Origin of the sequence: Streptomyces fulvoviolaceus (assembly GCF_000718165.1) — a bacterium.
GTDB classification, from domain to species: Bacteria; Actinomycetota; Actinomycetes; order Streptomycetales; family Streptomycetaceae; genus Streptomyces; species Streptomyces fulvoviolaceus.
In genome coordinates, this window is the sequence record NZ_JOEY01000002.1 from 262,576 (window position 1) to 279,714 (window position 17,139).

The following is a 17,139-nucleotide window of genomic DNA, read 5'->3' on the forward strand; positions in this document are numbered from 1 at the left end:
GGCCGTCGCGAGGCCGCGGGCCGGTTCGTGGTTGCTCGCGCCCTTCCCCGCGCCTCTGAGGGGCGCGCTGCAGTCGCCGTAGATCGAAGGGGTCCCGCACATCAACTGTGCGGGACCCCTTCGTTGTTGGGCTGTACGTGTCTCAGCCGGCGGGCTTGCCCAGGATGTCGCCCACCGGCTCGGTTACCCCAACAGGCCGCCTACCAGGCCCGGTTCGCCGGAGGAGGAGCCTCCGCCGCCGGAGCCGCCGCTCGAGCCGGTGCCGCCGGTGCCACCCGAGGTGGGGCCGGAGCTGGTGCTGGGGGCCTGCTCGGCCGGGGAGGACTGCTCAGGCGTGGTCTGGCCAGTGCCCTGGGTCTGGCTGGGCGAGCCGGCCGTGGTGGCGTCTCGGGTCGCGCCCGGGGTGGTCGCCGCGCCGGAGGGGCTGCTGCCTGCCGTGGCGCCCTGGGTGGGCGCACTGGAGGCGGACGGCGACTTCTTGCGCTGGGCGGGGTCCTGCGGGAGCGGGGAGCCGGGCAGTTCGTTGCGCGGGGCCTCGCCGGGGCCGGGGACGACCACGCGGTCGGCGTCGCGGACGGCACCGCCGAGCAGCGAGCCGACGAGGAGGGTGATCCCGGCGACGATGGCGGTGACGAGGGCTCCGCGGCGCAGGACGTAGCGGCGCAGGTCCCAGAGGTCGGCGCGGGGGCCGAGGCGGCGCCAGGCGCTGCCCGCGAGGCGGCCGTCGATGGAGTAGACGGGGGCGCCGGCGATGATCAGCGGGGACCAGGCGGCCAGGTAGATGATGTCCGGGGTGTCGTAGGCGGGGACGCTCTTCCAGCTGACGGTGACGAGGAGCGCGGCGGAGAGGCCGGCGCCGACGATCGCACCGACGCGCTGCCAGCAACCCAGGATCGTGAGGACCCCCACGATGACCTGGAGGAAGGCGATGACGAGCCCGGCGCCGACGGGGTGCTGGAGCGCGAACTGGCGCAGTGGCTCGGCCACTTCCCACGGGTGCAGGGTGTTGAGCCACTTGACCATGGAGCCGCGTTCGCCGCCGTCGAAGTAGACGGGGTCGCAGAGCTTGCCCATGCCGGCGTAGATGGAGATGAAGCCGAGGAAGATGCGCAGCGGCAGGAGGACGACGCCCAGGTTCATACGGCGGCCGGGGTAGTAGGCGTGCCGCGCGGGGTCGTCGCCGTGGCGCCTTGCGCGCCGGTCACCGCCCTCCGTGTCACCGCCGTCCTCGAACTCCTCGCCTCCGTAGGCGGGTTCGTCGTAGGCGCTGCCAACCGGTCGCATGCTGGGGAGGAGTCGGGTGCCGTCCTCGCCGTGCGTGCGCTGGGCGCCGACGACCGGGGTCTCGACGGTCTGCGTCAACTCGTCGCCGTAGCCGCCCTGGTAGCCGCCGTCGACGTCGATGCGGGGGATGACCTGCGTGGCTCCGGCGTCGGCGGACGGGGGCGGTTCCTCGCCATGGCGGACGCTGCCGCCCCGCACGGCCTGGAGCAGGCGGTGGGCGCCGGTGTCGTCGGGGGCGGACTTGCCGCTCCACACGACCGGCCGGCGGCGGGCCGCTCCGCCGGTCGCGGCGCCGACGACGGGGATGCGTGCGGTGTCCTCGGTGGCGCTCAAGTGCCGTGCGATCCGCGGGGATTGGCTGCGTCTGGTCGACGCGCCCAACTGCACGCGGAAGCTCGCATGATTGACGATGATCTGCGCCGGATCGCTCGGCACCTTCACCATGCTCAGCGCGGGAGCGTCGTCGAAGCCCGACGGGCCGTCCCCCGTGGGTGTGCGGGGTGTTCTGGTGTCCACACTCATCTAACCGAGTGACGTGTGTTTAGGACACTGCTTTGACTCGCCGGAAGTGTCCGGACCGCGTCAAGCCAGTGCTGAACGCCAGGAACACCCCATGTGGGTGACTGCGTCGAACACTCAGGCGCGTCGGCGTGCAGCCTCGTAGAGCACGATCCCCGCCGCCACACCCGCGTTCAGCGACTCGGCCCCACCCGGCATCGGAATCCGCACCCGGTGGTCGCAGGTCTCGCCGACCAGGCGGGACAGGCCCTTGCCCTCGCTGCCCACGACGATGACGACGGGGCCTTCCAGGGCCTGCAGTTCGTCGACCTGGGACTCACCGTCGGCGGCGAGGCCGACGACCGTGATGCCCGCCTTCTTGTACGCCTCCAGGGCGCGCGTCAGGTTGGTGGCGCGGGCAACGGGCGTACGGGCGGCGGCGCCGGCGGACGTCTTCCAGGCACCGGCGGTCATGCCGGCCGCGCGGCGCTCCGGGACGACGACGCCGTGGCCGCCGAAGGCGGAGACGGAGCGGACGACGGCACCGAGGTTGCGCGGGTCGGTCACGCCGTCGAGGGCGACGATGAGCGGGTCCTCGCCACCGTCGTAGGCGGCGTTCGCGAGGTCCTCGGGGTGGGCGTACTCGTACGGCGGGACCTGGAGGACCAGGCCCTGGTGGTTGAGCCCGTTGGTCATGCGGTCGAGCTCGGGGCGGGGGGCCTCCATGAGGTTGATGCCGCCGCGCTCGGCCGCGAGCTGGAGCGCCTCGCGCACCCGCTCGTCGTTGTCGATGAACTGCTGGACGTAGAGGGTGCTCGCGGGCACGCCCTCGCGCAGCGCCTCGACGACGGGGTTGCGGCCGACGACCAGCTCGGATGTGCCCTTGCCGCCGCGGCCGCGGGGCGCGGGGCGGCGCGCGGCCTGCTTCGCCTTGGCGTTCGCGATGCGGTTCGCCTTGTGCTTCTTGCGCATCTCGGCGGGCGGGGTCGGGCCCCTGCCCTCCAGGCCCTTGCGCCGCTGGCCGCCACTGCCGACCTGCGCGCCCTTCTTGCCGGACATGCGGCGGTTGTTGGCTGCCATGACCTACCTGTCTGTGTGATGCGGTGATGCGAACGAAGACGTACGTCTATGCAGTGTGCCGTCCGGACAGCCGGACGGCACAATCGATCAAGGAAAATCGCTCAGGGAAGGGGACCTAGCGCGGGCCCAGCGTCCAGCGCGGCCCCTGCGGGCCGTCCTCGATGGACAGGCCCGACTGGTTGAGCTGGTCGCGGATGGCGTCCGCGGTGGCCCAGTCCTTGCGGGTGCGGGCGGCCTCGCGCTGGTCGAGGACGAGTCGTACGAGACTGTCGACGACGCCGTGCAGATCTTCGCCCCGGTCGGTCTCGCCGGCCCAGTGCGGGTCGAGCGGGTCCAGGCCGAGGACGCCGAGCATGGCGCGTACCTCGGCGAGGCGGGCGACCGCGGCTTCCTTGTCGTCGGCGGCGAGGGCGGAGTTCCCCTGCCGGACGGTCGTGTGCACGATGGCGAGGGCCTGCGGGACCCCCAGGTCGTCGTCCATCGCCTCGGCGAAGGCGGGCGGCACCTCGGCGGCGGGCTCCACGGGACCGGCCTTCTCGACCACCCGCTGCACGAAGCCCTCGATGCGCGCGAACGCCGACTCGGCCTCGCGCAGCGACTCCTCGCTGTACTCGATCATCGAGCGGTAGTGCGGGGTGCCGAGGTAGTAGCGCAGGACGATGGGGCGCCACTGCTTGACCATCTCGGAGACGAGGACGCTGTTGCCGAGCGACTTCGACATCTTCTCGCCGCTCATGGTGACCCAGGCGTTGTGCACCCAGTACGAGGCGAAGTCGTCGCCGAAGGCCTTGGCCTGGGCGATCTCGTTCTCGTGGTGCGGGAAGATCAGGTCGAGGCCGCCGCCGTGGATGTCGAAGGCGCGGCCCAGGTACTTGTGGGCCATGGCCGAGCACTCGAGGTGCCAGCCGGGGCGGCCGCGGCCCCACGGGGTGTCCCAGTCGGGCTCGCCGGGCTTGGTCGCCTTCCACATGGCGAAGTCGCGGGGGTCGCGCTTGCCGGTGATGCCCTCCTCGGCGGGCTGGCGCAGGTCGTCGATGTCCTGGTTCGACAGCGACAGATAGCCGGGGTAGGAGCGCACGTCGAAGTAGACGCTGCCGTCGGCCTCGTAGGCGTGACCGCGCTCGATGAGGGCGCGCATCATCTCGATCATCTCGGGGACGTGCCCGGTGGCGCGCGGCTCGTACGTCGGCGGGAGGCAGCCGAGGGCCTCGTAGCCGTCGTTGAACGCCCGCTCGTTCTCGTACCCGATGGACCACCAGGGGCGGTTCTGCTGCTCCGCCTTCCAGATGATCTTGTCGTCGATGTCGGTGACGTTGCGGATGAACGTGACGCCGTAGCCGCGGTACTCGAACCAGCGGCGCATGATGTCGAAGTTCAGCCCCGAGCGGATGTGCCCGATGTGCGGTGCGGCCTGCACGGTGGCACCACAGAGGTAGATCGAGACACAACCCGGCGTGAGCGGGGCGAAGTCACGAATCTGCCGGGCGCTGGTGTCGTACAGGCGAATGGTCACGACACCAGGGTAGTGGCCCCTGGGGAGTGCCTTACGACCCTTCCCCTCAAGGGGGACATATTCGTGACGTTGACCGTCAGCCGGCCCTCACGACCAGCGCCGTGGCCACCGCCATCAGACCCTCGCCCCGCCCGGGAAACCCGAGCCCGTCCGTCGTGGCGCCGGACACCGACACCGGTGCTCCGGCCGCCTCGGACAGGATCTTCTGGGCCTCGTCCCGGCGCTTGCCGATCTTCGGGCGCGGCCCTACGACCTGTACGGCGATGTTCCCGATCCGGAAGCCGGCCTCACGGACGATGCGGGCCGCCTCCGTCAGGAGTACGACTCCCGATGCGCCGGACCATTCCGGCCGCCCCGTTCCGAAGTGCTGACCGAGGTCACCGAGCCCGGCCGCGGAGAACAGCGCGTTGCACGCGGCGTGCGCGACGACGTCCGCGTCGGAGTGGCCGGCCAGGCCGGTCCCCTCGCCCTCCCACTTGAGGCCGGCGCACCACAGCTCGCGGCCTTCCTCGAAGGCGTGGATGTCGGTGCCGATGCCGACCTGGGGCATCGGAAAGGACTCAGAAGCCATCGTTGAGCCTCCGCCTCGCCAGGACCGCCTCCGCGAGGACCAGGTCCAGCGGGCGCGTGACCTTGAAGGCCTCCTCGTGGCCGGGGACGACCACGACCGTCAGCCCGAGCTGCTCGACCATGCTCGCGTCGTCGGTGACGTCCTCGGTGACGGTCTCGTGGGCGCGGATCAGGGTCGCGCGGTCGAATCCCTGGGGCGTCTGGACGGCACGAAGGCGGGCCCGCACCGGGGTGGCCACCACCGGCTCCGGCTCCCCCACCGTCGCCGCGGGCTCGACCTCCTTCACGGTGTCCGCGAGCGGCAGCGCCGGCACCACGGCGGGCGCGCCTTCCCGTACGGCCTCGATGACGGCGTCGACCGTGTCCACCGGGACGAGCGGCCGGGCCGCGTCATGGACCAGGACGATGTCGTACTCGGGCGGCAGCGCGTCCAGGCCGAGCCGGACGGACTCCTGCCGGGAGTCGCCCCCGGGCACCACAAGGAAATCCGTCCGCTCGGGCAGCGCGTGCGCGTCGAGGAGCGACTTGACTTCGCCGGCGCCGTCGGGCGGGGCCACGACGACGACCAGGGACACGGCACGGGAGGCGGCCATCGCGCGCACCGCGTGGATGAGCATGGGGGTGCCGTTCAGCGCGCGGAGCGCTTTGGGGGCGCCCGGACCGAGGCGTACGCCCCGGCCGGCGGCCGGAATCACGACCGCCGTACGGGCTTCGGCGGGCGAGGAGCGCGAAACGTCAGACATCGGTTCCTGTCAGGTTTGTGTGCTCGACAGACGTGGGTATGGCCTGGGGGAGTGCCGGGCGCGAGCCTCGACCGGACCCTTCCGTGACACCGGTCGAGTCAGCTGCCCGGGCCCGGCACGCCCAGTATCGGGGGAACCTTCCCCGAGTAGGCATACGGCTGCAGACGTACGTACGACGTCTGCGACACCCGGGCACGAACATGCCGCAGCGCCCGGCGACGGGAAATACGTCATCGGGCACCGCGGCATTATCAGTGTTCTGAGCTGAGCGGGCCGGCAGCCTGCACAGGGACGCTCAGGACGCGAGAACCTCGTCGAGCAGGGCCTCAGCCTTGTCCTCGTTCGTGTTCTCCGCGAGGGCGAGCTCGCTCACCAGAATCTGGCGGGCCTTGGCGAGCATGCGCTTCTCACCTGCGGAGAGTCCGCGCTCGCGCTCACGACGCCACAGGTCGCGCACGACTTCCGCGACCTTGATGACATCGCCGGAGGCGAGCTTCTCCAGGTTTGCCTTGTATCGACGCGACCAGTTCGTGGGCTCCTCGGCGTACGGCGCGCGCAGCACCTCGAAGACCCGGTCCAGTCCATCCTGACCGACCACATCACGCACGCCGACGAACTCCGCATTGTCCGCTGGCACACGTACCGTCAGATCACCCTGGGCGACCTTCAGCACCAAGTAGGTCTTGTCCACGCCTTTGATCTGGCGAGTTTCGATAGCCTCGATCAGCGCGGCCCCGTGATGGGGATAGACCACGGTGTCGCCAACCTTGAACGTCATGTGACAGGTACCCCTTCCGTGGCTATCCAGGGTAACACGGAAACGGCGGCTTCTGAATGGCGTTTTCGCAGGTCAGGGCATATCTCGGGGCTTGACAACAGCAACAGGAACGTGCTTCGAGGGCCTTACGGAAGAAGGTATTCGCAGGTGGGGGCAGCTGCCCGGGGGAGGTGAAACGCGTACGTTACACACATCCGGAGGCGCCGCCAGGCGGCCTAACGTCCACAAATGTCCGGTTCCAAGTGTGCGACTTCCGCTACTCCGTTCGGTGGCCCGAGTCGGGTACGAGACGAATCCGGAATTGATCACGCGGGCGGCCGAGCGGACGGATGGTGATCAATTCCGGGGTTCATGGATTCCTTCACGGAAAATCCCCGGGGCAGCGTTGGCGGCACTTCAGCAGTAGTTCGGCAGTACTTCAGCACTACTTATGTGAATGCCGGACGAGCGTCGGCGCAATGTGACTCGGGAGCCACTTGTGACGGCTGCGGCTACCCCCTGCGGAGGGAAGCTGAGCGAAGAGGAGGGCTCGGGGGGAGGGTCGGGTGCGGCGGCGCGGGAACGGCTCGGTAACCTAAGGCCGCTGACAGACACTTAGGGCGGCTTTATGAGTCGCCACGCTCAAGTCAAGGAGTTGCCGCCGCCGTGAGCAGCAGCCTTCGACGCGGCGCCCTCGCCGCCGCCGCCATCGCGTTCTCGATCGCCTCGCTCGCCGCGTGCGGTGCCGGCAACAACGCCCAGACCCTGGAGGTCAAGCCGGACAACGCGGCCACCACCGTCGGGGACATCAAGCTCCAGAACGTCGTGGTCATCACCCAGCCCAACGAGGAATCCACGGGCCCTGCGGTGATCTCCGCGACCCTCTTCAACAACGGCCCCACCGCCCAGACCCTCGACGCGGTCAGCCTCCCCGGAGGCGCCACCGCCGAGCTCACGCCCGCCAAGGGGAAGGGGAAGCTGACCATCCCGGCCGGCGGCTCCGTCATCCTCGGCGGCAAGGGCAACGCCTCCGCGGCGCTGGCCGAACTCGGCGAGACCGTCAAGGACGGCAACGCCCAGAAGGTCACCTTCACCTTCAGCAAGACGGGTGACGTGAGCCTGCGCGCCTTCGTCGTCCCGGCCAAGAACTACTTCGAGAAGTGGGGCCCGACCGAGATCCCGACGGCGCCGGAGAAGTCGGCCACGCCGACCGACGCCGCGAGCCCGACGGACTCGGCCTCCCCGACCGACGGGGCCACGGCCACCGACGAGGCGTCCGCGAGCGCCACGGAGTCGGCCGCCGGCCACTGAGCAGTCGTACGACGAAGGGCGGGACCTCTTGATGAGGTCCCGCCCTTCGTCGTAGAGCCTGGTGAAGCCTGTCGAGGCGGTGAAGCCTGTTAAGGCCTGGTAGACGGCTTACGGCTCGAACTTGTAGCCCAGGCCCCGCACCGTCACCAGGTACCTGGGTGCCCCCGGGTCCGGCTCGATCTTGGCGCGGAGGCGCTTGACGTGGACGTCGAGGGTCTTGGTGTCGCCGACGTAGTCGGCGCCCCAGACCCGGTCGATGAGCTGCATGCGGGTCAGGACGCGGCCTGCGTTGCGCAGGAGCATCTCCAGGAGGTCGAACTCCTTGAGGGGGAGGTCGACCTTGGAGCCGGAGACCGTGACGACGTGGCGGTCCACGTCCATGCGGACCGGGCCGGCCTCCAGCGCGGCCGGAGTGACCTCCTCGGGCTCGCCGCGGCGGCGCAGGACGGCCCGGATACGGGCGACCAGTTCGCGGGACGAGAAGGGCTTGGTGACGTAGTCATCGGCTCCTATTTCCAGCCCGACGACCTTGTCGATCTCGCTGTCCTTGGCGGTCACCATGATGACGGGGACGTTGGAGCGGCCGCGCAGCTGGCGGCACACTTCTGTGCCCGGCAGGCCGGGCAGCATCAGGTCGAGGAGGACGAGGTCGGCGCCGTTGCGCTCGAACTCGTCGAGTCCGTCGGGGCCGGTGGTCGCGACGGCGACCTCGAAGCCCTCCTTGCGGAGCATGTACGACAGGGCGTCGGAGAAGGACTCCTCGTCCTCGACGACGAGCACTCGGGTCACGGAAGGACCTCCGGGGAGGGGAGCGGTTCGTATGGCTGGGGGGTGAGGTCGTCGGCCTCGTCATCGAGGTCGTCGAGGTCCGGGTGCTGGTGTGCACGGTCGCGGGCCGCACCCGCCTCCGGCAGTCGCAGGGTGAAGGTGGAGCCCTGTCCCTCGGAGCTCCACACCGTGACCTCCCCGCCGTGCGAGGCGGCCACGTGCTTGACGATCGCGAGCCCGAGGCCCGTACCGCCGGTGGCACGGGAGCGGGCGGGGTCGACGCGGTAGAAGCGCTCGAAGATGCGCTCCTTGTCCTTGTCGGAGATGCCGATGCCCTGGTCGGTGACGGCCACCTCGATCATGTCGCCGCCGGGCGCGGTCACCCGGCGGGCGGCTATGCCGACGCGGGTGCGGGCGGGCGAGTAGTTGACGGCGTTCTCGACGAGGTTGCCGAGGGCGGCGGCCAGCTGGCCGCGGTTGCCCCAGACGCTCAGGTCGGCGGCGCCGCCTGCGGCCATGGTGATCTGCTTGGCGCCGGCCGCGTGCCGGCAGCGGTCGACGGCCTCGGCGACCAGTTCGTCCATGCGGACGGGTTCGGCATCCTCCAGGGGATCGTCGTTCTGCACGCGGGAGAGGTCGATGAGCTCCTGGACCAGGCTGGTCAGCCGGGTCGCCTCTATCTGCATGCGTCCGGCGAAACGCTCCACGGCCTCCGGGTCTTCGGAGGCGTCCATGACGGCCTCCGACAGGAGGGAGAGCGCCCCGACGGGGGTCTTGAGTTCATGGCTGACGTTCGCGACGAAGTCGCGTCGTACCGCTTCTATCCGACGGGCCTCGGTGAGGTCCTCGACGAGGAGCAGCACCAACCGGGAGCCGAGCGGGGCGACCCGCGCGGAGACGGCGAGGGCCTCTCCACGTCCGGTCCCGCGCCTCGGCAGGTCCAGCTCGACCTGGCGTATCTCCCCGTCTCTCCTGGTGTCCCGGGCCATCTGCAGCATGGGCTCCACGGAGAGCTTGCCGCCGCGGACCAGCCCGAGGGCGTACGCGGCGGAGCTTGCCTTGACCACGGCGTCGGCCTCGTCGAGGACGACGGCCGACGACCGGAGCACGGAGAGGACGGTGTCCACGCCCGGCGGAAGCACCGGGTCCGTGTGCAGAGAGGTGCGAGTCGGGCGCTTCTGCTCCCGCTCGCTCCAGCGGAACGCCAGCATGGCGATGACGCCGGTGAGTACACCGGCGATCGCTGCCGCTGCGGCGACCGCCGCGTTCACGTCCATGCACCCAGGTTAGGCATGGGTCGGGCTTCGGCCACAGCCGTCCGAGTGCGAGCTCGAACACTCGTCGCCCAGAGTTCACCTTGGAGCCAGTGACGGTTCATTTGGGATGGCTGAAACGGACGCGTACAGGTCGGAACGTGGGAGCGTGGGGTGCGAAGCGCCGATTTCACGGCGGCCGGGCCCCGGTTCTGCCCCTGGCTCTGCCCTGGCTGCCCCTGAAGAACACCGTACGAGAGGGAACCGAAGATGCGGGACGCGTACCACGAGGAACTGGATTCGATCGGCGACGGTCTGGTGGAGATGGCCAGGCTGGTCGGGTCGGCTATCGGGCGCGCCACGACGGCCATCCTCGACTCCGACCTGAAACTGGCCGAAAGCGTCATCGAGGCCGACCAGAAGGTGGACGACCTCCAGCACGACCTGGAGGCCCGGGCCATAGCGCTGCTCGCCCGGCAGCAGCCGGTGGCCACGGATCTCCGTATCGTCGTCACCTCGCTGCGGATGTCGGCCGACCTGGAGCGCTCGGGCGACCTGGCCCAGCACGTGGCGAAGCTGGCGCGGCTGCGCTTCCCGAATCGTGCGATCCCGCACGACCTGCACGCGACCATCCTGGAGATGGGCCAGCTCGCGCAGCGCCTGATGGCCAAGGCGGCCGAGGTGATCATCACGAAGGACGTCGACCTCGCCCTCCAGCTGGAGCAGGACGACGACGAGATGGACCTGCTGCACCGCACGCTCTTCCAGCACCTGATGGACGACCGCTGGAAGCACGGCATCGAGACCGCGGTCGACGTCACCCTGCTGGGCCGCTACTACGAGCGCTTCGCCGACCACGCCGTGTCGGTCGCCAAGCGCGTGGTGTACCTGGTGACGGGCGAGCACGCGGACGAACTCCAGGCGGACATCCAGCCCGACATCCAGCCGGCCACGGGGACCGAGGGGGCCTGAACCGGCGCCCTGGGGTCTGTTCGGGGCGCGCGCGAGCCACAGTGCGCCGTGGATGCGCCCAGCTTGCGCTGTTGATGCGCCCAGCCGGGCGGGCATGGAATGGGCACAGGGTCCGATCCGAGAGTCGGGCCCTCGCCTCGAGGAGGGACTTATGGCCGAATCCCCCAGCACCCCCACGCCCGACCCCACCCAGGAACGCCCTACCGAGCAGCCCGCCGAGATCAGGACCCTGACGGTCATCGGCGCGTGCGGCTGCGGTTCGGGGTGTGGGTGCGGGTGCCAGTCGGGCAATCCGTGCCAGTGCGGCTGATCAGACAGTTCTTGTACGAGCAGTTCTTGTACGACGTTGAAGGGCCCCGGTGCTGATGCCGGGGCCCTTCGCGTTCATGGCCGGGGGCGGTTGCGGTCGCCCAGGTGGGGCGTGAGGCGCAGCATGGAAGGAGGTACGGAGGAAACCGGAAGGACGGGAGGTGCGAGACCATGTCTCGTTTCATGGACGTGCACCACGGGATGCAGGGCATCACGGCCGACCAGCTGAAGCAGGCCCACCAGGCCGACCTCGCCATAGAGAAGGAAGAGGGCGTGCACTTCGAGCGCGCCTGGGCGGACCCGCAGGCCGGGATCATCTACTGCCTCTCCGAGGCCCCCTCGGCCGACGCGGTCCAGCGCATCCACGAACGCGCGGGCCACAGGGCGGACGAGATCCACGAGGTCCCGCTGACGATCGCGTGACCGGCCTCGTAGTCGGTCCCGCCACCAGGGAAGGTCGGGCGAAGTGCAGGGGATGGCCTTCGCCCGCCCGCACAACTGACGGGCGCCTACGCGGTGTTGCCTTTTCGGCCGTAAGTGATGGCGGCAGAGCAGCAGTGCGTTTGACCGAATCCGGGGCTTTATTTTTATCGCGCCGGGGCACCGATCCGTGGATGATCGGTCGCATGACGAAGGAGGCGGTCCCGGGCGTCGACGACGCCCGCGGGTGGAACGAGCGTTTGGCATGGGCGTACGGCTTGATCGCACCGGACCCCACCGAACGCACCGTCGCCCTCGCCCGCCTGGACCGTGCCCGCGCGGGAGCCCAGGCCGCGACCGCCCGCTACAACGAGGTCTGGTACCCCGCAGCCTGGCAGCTCCCGTTCTCGGCCCGGAAGCGGGCAGCCGCGCAAGAGGCCAACACAGAGGCCGCGAGCCGTTCCCTGCCGGAGGCCCTGTGGGCCAGGCCCCTCCCCTCCGACATCAGCACGTGGCCGGGTCTGCCCTTCGCGGTGCTCTACCTGGAGTGGGAGGCCCGCTATCCACAGGAGTGGACAGAGCACGCGAAGCTGTGGGGCGTAAAACAGTCCCTGATACGGCAGTTGGCGACCGCCTCCGGTGATCCCCAGCTGCGAGCGAAGCTCGTCGACCTCGTCGATCTCGTGGTCCAGCGGGCGTATCGCTGCAAGGACCGCGAGTACGTACGCGTGGCCCGCGCCGTGGACGGCCCCGACCTGCGCGACCGACTCGCCTGGTCCCGGAACTCACAGAACCCGTGGGCACGGCTCCATGCGGGTTACGTGCTCTGGCTCCTCGACCACCCGGAGATCCCGAACACGCGGCGTGTGTGGAGGACGTGGCTGGCGGATCTGCGGACTCCGGGTGATTGAGGGCGAGTTGGTCGGGTCAGCGGTGTGCGACACCGGGACACCGCCTGGGCCGACTTAGGCCGCCCGCCAGACCGTCATGTCCGCGGTCAGGAAGCTGATCCCGGGGGTGTCCCACAGCGCGGTCGACTTCACCTGGACCACGAACAGCGCGATGTTCCCGGAGGGGTCCTTGACGCAGATCTCGCTGCCGGCCGCCACCGCGGCCAGCGGGAGGTCGTGATCCTTGGCGCCGGTCAGGGCGAACCGGCACGAGTCGAGGGTGGCACCCGGCTTGCTGTACAGCAGGCTGATCACGCTGGTGTCGCTCTCCAACGAGCACCCGACGTATTCGCAGACGAAGCGGATGTCACCCTTGCGGTTGTCGCGCTCGGGCGGCTCCTTGATGCTCACCGAGTTCTTCTTGGTCAGCATGACTCCGCTGAACGCCTCGGGGAGCGGAGTGGTGGCGGCTGTCGAGGAGGGACTCGATGTCTCCGGTGCACCGCCGCCGGTCCCTGAGGTCGACTCGGATCCCGCCGCGGAAGCGGACGAGGATGAGGACGCCGACGACCGTGCGGACGCTGTCGTATCCGGCGTCGAGGACGTGGCCGTGTCCTGGTGGAGGAGCCGGTCCGCCCCTTCTACGGCCGTCCATATCAAGCCCGCCAGCAGCAGCGCGCCCGCGGTCACGGCGGCGACCGTGATCAGCGCGACGCGTCTGCGGCGGGTGCGCGGCCTCTCCGCCACCGTCACCTGCGGCGGCGCGATCAAGGGCAGCGTGTGCACCGGGGTGGGGTCGAGGGCCGGAGTGGGGTCGGGAACCGGAGCCGGAACCGGAGCCGGAATCGTCGCCTCCGCCCCCGCGATCTCCCGCCACACGGCCGGCCCCGCACCCGCGTCGGCGTCCGGACCCAGCCGCTGCCGGCACCACTCGACGACCTCGGCCAGGGTGGCCCGCTCCGCGGGATCGGCGGCCAGGCACCGGGCGATCAGCGGACGGATCTGCTCGGGCAGCGGGGACAGGTCGGGTTCCGAGTGCACGATCCGGTACAGCACGGTGGCCGCGGGACCGTCGCCGTACAGCGGCCCGCCCAGTGCGGCGAAGGCCGCCGTCTGACCGAGCGCGAAGACGTCGGTCGCCGACGTGACCTCACCCGCGGTCGCCTGCTCGGGGGCCATGAACTGGGGCGTGCCGATGGCGGATCCGGTGGCCGTGTTCGAGGTGATGTCGGAGGCCAGCGAGATACCGAAGTCGATCACGCGCGGCCCGTCGGCGGCCAACAGCACGTTCGACGGCTTCAGGTCCCGATGCACGATGCCCGCACCGTGGATGGCCTGCAGCGCCTCGGCCACCCCCGCCATCAGCCACAGCACGGCCGGCACGGGCAGCGGTCCACGCCGGGCGACGGCCTCTGCGAGGGACGGCCCGGGGACGTACACCGTGGCCAGCCAGGGCGGCACACCGTCCGCGTCGGCATCGATCAACTCGGCGGTGTACGCACCACGGACCCGCCGGGCCGCCTTGATCTCCCGGCTGAACCGCCGCCGGAAGTCCGGATCGTCGGCGAGCTCCGGCCGCACCACCTTGATGGCCACGGGCCGTCCGCCCTGCGTATGCGACAGGTAGACCCGCCCCATGCCACCGGCGCCGAGCCGGGCGGCGAGGCGGTAACCGGCCACGACGGGTGGATCGTCCGCCTGAAGTGGCTGGAACACCTCGGTCGCGTTGTCCATCGGTCCCATCCCCCTGATGCCCCGGTCCCCCGGTCCCCCGGTCCCCTGATCCCCTGGCCCTATGAGCTGGCCAACATCAGCAGCCTAAAGGTTGTCCTGTGACGGCTGGTCAGAGCTGGGACGACTGAGGACCCGGAGAGGAGCCATGGCATGAAAACGCCCCGATCTGCACCAAGTTGGAGCCCCAATCCCCACCCGCCACCCAACGGGCAGGATTTCGCCTTACTTCTCTCCCGCCCCTTCTGTGTTGCACGATCTTCCCGCGCGCCCCCATTTCCTTGCTGGAGCCTGCCATTCCGTGGACCCTCGTGGCTTCAACTGCGGGGTTTTTCGGGGGTGTTGGGGATGCCATGTCAGCGGTGTGGTGGCACTACGGTCTATCGGTTACGCGGCTACTGGGAGGACCTGCCCGCAGAGTCGCCGAACAAGGCCAGGCTCGCTCCGCCGGACGCGCCGGACGTCCGGCAGTGGCTGGGAGTCCTGATGGTGGTGGCCGGCGTGTATCTGGCGGCGACGAGCGTAGTGGGCTACGGCCTGCTGGTGGCGCTGGGCGGGCTGCTGTGGGGTGTCTGGATGACGGCGCAGGTGCACCGGTATCGGATGACGTTGGCCGAGTACAACGCGTCGAAGATCTGCATGGAGAACCGGCATGTCTTCTAGCCGCGATCGTGCTGGTCGGGGCTTGGCGGTCTCGTGCAGAGTGACGCGGTCTACTCGGCGTCGAGCTGGTGGTCGGCCCAGACGTAGCTTTCGGGCAGCAAGTCGGTGATGAGGACGGTTCGGACGCGGTCGCCTTCGCCGACGATGACCTTGAGGGCGGGGAAGTAGTCGAGAAGGACCTGCCGACACCGGCCGCACGGAGGAACAACCCCCCGGTCGCGGTCCCCCACGGCGACGATCGTGTCCAGCTCGTAGACACCCTGGGCGGCTGCCGCACCGATGAGAACCAGCTCGGCGCAGGGACCACCCGTGAAGTGGTAGGCATTCACCGCCGTGACAATCCGGCCGCCCTGGGCACGACCCGCGGCCGCCATGGTGTGGTTGTCACCCCGACAACGAGTGCGCGCGACGTGCGCCGCGGCCTGGACGAGTTCGTGGTCGACGTGGTGAATCTGCGTGGTCATCTTCTCTGCCTTCGTCAGGTGTCAGGCGACGTTGACCCGACTGACGCGGATGATCCGCAACAGGCGCAGCCCCTCGTCGTCATCGATCTCGCGGACGCGTACTCGTTTGGTTCTTTGATGCGGCACTAGCTACTGGGGTTACGTCTGGGTGCCAAGGGAGGCCGACGCCGCGGGCGGTCACCCCCAGGTCGACAGCCTGGAGGTGAAGGAGGAGAAAGCCGGCCGGGACGTCTCCGCCCGACTTGGTGCCGTACGACGGGTGCTGGCCCGGCGGCGCCGGTATCTGCTCGACGGGCGGCCGGTCGAGTTCGCCACCTCCTATCTGCCCCTCGACATCGCGCGCGGCACCGCCATCGCCGAGCCCAATCCCGGACCCGGCGGCATCTACGCCCGCCTCGACCACTTCAAAGAAGAGATCCGCGCCCGGATGCCCTCCCCCACCGAGGGCAAGACGCTCCGACTGGCCTCCGGCGTGCCCGTCATCCACCTGATCCGGACCGCGTACGACACCGAAGGGCGGGCCGTCGAGGTCTGCGACACCGTGATGGCGGCGGACGCGTACGTCCTGTCGTACCAGCTCCCGGCGACGTGATCGCGCGATCGGGAGCGAGGTGGCACTACGCGGTGGGCTCGTCCGCGTCCTCAGGAGCGGTCGGCTCAAACATGGAGCTGATGTTGTTCCACATGAAGTGCTCCCGCCAGTCAGGTCTGTCGGCCGCCCAGCCGAGAAGTGCCCTCAACACCTTCTCCTGCGAGACGGTTTGCGTCTGGTAGTGCTCCGCGGCGACACCATCCCGGTACTCCAGTTGGTAGGTGTTGTTGTCGCGCAGCAGGACCTGGATGTACCAGTCACCTGCAAGCCCCTCGTCCTGTCGCTCAACGACCATGTGCTCTTTGTCGCGCCGCAGGTTGGCGAGCATGGCGCCTATCGCCGGCTTCGAAGGGCGCTTCACCACATGCCCCCGGGCGTTCGTCGCAATCAACATGAGCAGATCCTGCCGGACGGGTCTGACATTCATCTGCCCTGAAGGGGCATGGAAGAGCCCCCTCCTGACGGAAAAGCGCAGGTAGGGGGCTTCTTCAGCTCTGCTTACTTCTTCTTGCCCTGATTCTTGACCGCCTCGATCGCCGCCGCGGCCGCGTCCGGGTCGAGGTAAGTGCCGCCCGGGTTCAGCGGCTTGAAGTCGGCGTCGAGTTCGTAGGACAGGGGGATGCCCGTCGGGATGTTCAGGCCGGAGATCGCCTCGTCGGAGATGCCGTCCAGGTGCTTGACCAGGCCCCGGAGGCTGTTGCCGTGGGCGGCGACCAGGACCGTGCGGCCCGCCAGGAGGTCCGGGACGATGCCGTCGTACCAGTACGGGAGCATGCGGACGACTACGTCCTTCAGGCACTCCGTGCGGGGGCGCAGCTCCGGGGGGATGGAGGCGTAGCGGGGGTCTCCCGACTGGGAGAACTCCGTGCCGTCCTCCAGCTCCGGGGGCGGGGTGTCGTACGAGCGGCGCCAGAGCATGAACTGCTCCTCGCCGAACTCCGCGAGGGTCTGGGCCTTGTCCTTGCCCTGGAGAGCGCCGTAGTGGCGCTCGTTCAGACGCCAGGAGCGGTGGACCGGGATCCAGTGGCGGTCCGCGGACTCCAGGGCAAGCTGCGCGGTGCGGATCGCGCGCTTCTGGAGGGACGTGTGGACCACGTCGGGGAGAAGGTCGGCGTCCTTCAGGAGCTCGCCACCGCGGACTGCCTCCTTCTCGCCCTTCTCGTTCAGGTTGACGTCCACCCAGCCGGTGAACAGGTTCTTCGCGTTCCACTCGCTCTCGCCGTGGCGGAGGAGGATCAGCTTGTACGGTGCGTCGGCCATGCGTATGAGCGTAATCCAAGCTTTTGGTCGCGTGCGCGTCTGCCCGGCTGCCGGACGGTTG

At 69.6% G+C, this 17,139-nt stretch carries 17 protein-coding genes and 1 pseudogene; 6 read left to right on the plus strand and 12 right to left on the minus strand.

Annotated elements, in window-relative coordinates:
* Nucleotides 1-183: 183 nt before the first annotated feature.
* The 6 genes from IG08_RS0103065 to IG08_RS0103090 all read right to left on the minus strand — a co-directional run bounded on the left by IG08_RS0103065 (nucleotide 184) and on the right by IG08_RS0103090 (nucleotide 6,466).
* Nucleotides 184-1,806: a DoxX family protein gene (locus IG08_RS0103065; protein WP_030595908.1), complete on the minus strand. Its 1,623-nt coding sequence runs from the start codon at nucleotides 1,804-1,806 to the stop codon at nucleotides 184-186.
* Nucleotides 1,807-1,920: 114 nt separating this feature from the next.
* Nucleotides 1,921-2,862, minus strand: a complete 942-nt coding sequence (gene rlmB, locus IG08_RS0103070) for a 23S rRNA (guanosine(2251)-2'-O)-methyltransferase RlmB (RefSeq protein ID WP_030595911.1) — start codon at nucleotides 2,860-2,862, stop codon at nucleotides 1,921-1,923.
* 115 nt (nucleotides 2,863-2,977) lie between these two features.
* A complete protein-coding gene (gene cysS / locus IG08_RS0103075) occupies nucleotides 2,978-4,375 on the minus strand; it encodes a cysteine--tRNA ligase (RefSeq protein WP_030595914.1) in 1,398 nt (465 codons plus the stop codon).
* A 76-nt stretch (nucleotides 4,376-4,451) separates the two neighbouring features.
* On the minus strand, nucleotides 4,452-4,946 hold the full coding sequence (gene ispF, locus IG08_RS0103080; protein WP_030595916.1) for a 2-C-methyl-D-erythritol 2,4-cyclodiphosphate synthase: 495 nt from the start codon (nucleotides 4,944-4,946) through the stop codon (nucleotides 4,452-4,454).
* On the minus strand, nucleotides 4,936-5,688 hold the full coding sequence (ispD, locus tag IG08_RS0103085) for a 2-C-methyl-D-erythritol 4-phosphate cytidylyltransferase (protein ID WP_030595918.1): 753 nt from the start codon (nucleotides 5,686-5,688) through the stop codon (nucleotides 4,936-4,938). The genes ispF and ispD overlap by 11 nt, the downstream gene beginning before the upstream one ends.
* Before the next feature lie 295 nt (nucleotides 5,689-5,983).
* Entirely contained in the window at nucleotides 5,984-6,466 is a 483-nt protein-coding gene (locus IG08_RS0103090) for a CarD family transcriptional regulator (RefSeq protein ID WP_003953493.1), read from the minus strand.
* Between the two features lie 645 nt (nucleotides 6,467-7,111).
* Here IG08_RS0103090 and IG08_RS0103095 point away from each other — a divergent pair.
* On the plus strand, nucleotides 7,112-7,756 hold the full coding sequence (locus IG08_RS0103095) for a copper chaperone PCu(A)C domain-containing protein (protein WP_030595920.1): 645 nt from the start codon (nucleotides 7,112-7,114) through the stop codon (nucleotides 7,754-7,756).
* 108 nt (nucleotides 7,757-7,864) lie between these two features.
* Here IG08_RS0103095 and phoP read toward each other — a convergent pair whose 3' ends face one another.
* Both phoP and phoR read right to left on the minus strand, forming a co-directional pair.
* A complete protein-coding gene (gene phoP / locus IG08_RS0103100) occupies nucleotides 7,865-8,536 on the minus strand; it encodes a two-component system response regulator PhoP (RefSeq protein WP_004000192.1) in 672 nt (223 codons plus the stop codon).
* A gap of 5 nt (nucleotides 8,537-8,541) precedes the next feature.
* On the minus strand, nucleotides 8,542-9,801 hold the full coding sequence (phoR, locus tag IG08_RS0103105; protein ID WP_030595922.1) for a two-component system sensor histidine kinase PhoR: 1,260 nt from the start codon (nucleotides 9,799-9,801) through the stop codon (nucleotides 8,542-8,544).
* 246 nt (nucleotides 9,802-10,047) lie between these two features.
* Between phoR and phoU the strand changes: the two genes are divergently transcribed.
* The 3 genes from phoU to IG08_RS0103120 all read left to right on the plus strand — a co-directional run bounded on the left by phoU (nucleotide 10,048) and on the right by IG08_RS0103120 (nucleotide 12,389).
* Nucleotides 10,048-10,749, plus strand: a complete 702-nt coding sequence (gene phoU, locus IG08_RS0103110) for a phosphate signaling complex protein PhoU (protein WP_030595923.1) — start codon at nucleotides 10,048-10,050, stop codon at nucleotides 10,747-10,749.
* Between the two features lie 480 nt (nucleotides 10,750-11,229).
* On the plus strand, nucleotides 11,230-11,481 hold the full coding sequence (locus IG08_RS0103115; RefSeq protein ID WP_030595924.1) for an SCO4226 family nickel-binding protein: 252 nt from the start codon (nucleotides 11,230-11,232) through the stop codon (nucleotides 11,479-11,481).
* Between the two features lie 203 nt (nucleotides 11,482-11,684).
* Complete coding sequence (locus IG08_RS0103120; RefSeq protein ID WP_030595925.1) at nucleotides 11,685-12,389, plus strand: hypothetical protein; 705 nt, start codon at nucleotides 11,685-11,687, stop codon at nucleotides 12,387-12,389.
* 54 nt (nucleotides 12,390-12,443) lie between these two features.
* Here IG08_RS0103120 and IG08_RS0103125 read toward each other — a convergent pair whose 3' ends face one another.
* Nucleotides 12,444-14,102 (minus strand): serine/threonine-protein kinase, encoded by a 1,659-nt coding sequence (locus tag IG08_RS0103125; RefSeq protein ID WP_030595926.1) that lies wholly within the window; start codon nucleotides 14,100-14,102, stop codon nucleotides 12,444-12,446.
* A 345-nt stretch (nucleotides 14,103-14,447) separates the two neighbouring features.
* Here IG08_RS0103125 and IG08_RS59920 point away from each other — a divergent pair, with 345 nt between their 5' ends.
* Nucleotides 14,448-14,762, plus strand: coding sequence for a hypothetical protein (locus IG08_RS59920; protein ID WP_158812178.1), 315 nt, complete (start codon nucleotides 14,448-14,450; stop codon nucleotides 14,760-14,762).
* Between the two features lie 50 nt (nucleotides 14,763-14,812).
* Here IG08_RS59920 and IG08_RS0103135 read toward each other — a convergent pair whose 3' ends face one another.
* The gene (locus IG08_RS0103135) at nucleotides 14,813-15,226 is read right to left on the minus strand and encodes a cytidine deaminase family protein (protein ID WP_030595927.1); all 414 of its coding nucleotides are present in this window, start codon (nucleotides 15,224-15,226) and stop codon (nucleotides 14,813-14,815) included.
* A 157-nt stretch (nucleotides 15,227-15,383) separates the two neighbouring features.
* Between IG08_RS0103135 and IG08_RS0103140 the strand changes: the two are divergent.
* Nucleotides 15,384-15,818: pseudogene (locus IG08_RS0103140) on the plus strand (UTRA domain-containing protein); the annotation flags it as partial.
* Between the two features lie 25 nt (nucleotides 15,819-15,843).
* Here the strand turns inward: IG08_RS0103140 and IG08_RS0103145 are convergent.
* Nucleotides 15,844-16,212, minus strand: a complete 369-nt coding sequence (locus IG08_RS0103145; protein ID WP_234342795.1) for a hypothetical protein — start codon at nucleotides 16,210-16,212, stop codon at nucleotides 15,844-15,846.
* Between the two features lie 104 nt (nucleotides 16,213-16,316).
* Nucleotides 16,317-17,078, minus strand: coding sequence for a phosphoglyceromutase (locus IG08_RS0103150; RefSeq protein ID WP_030595934.1), 762 nt, complete (start codon nucleotides 17,076-17,078; stop codon nucleotides 16,317-16,319).
* Nucleotides 17,079-17,139 lie beyond the last annotated feature (61 nt).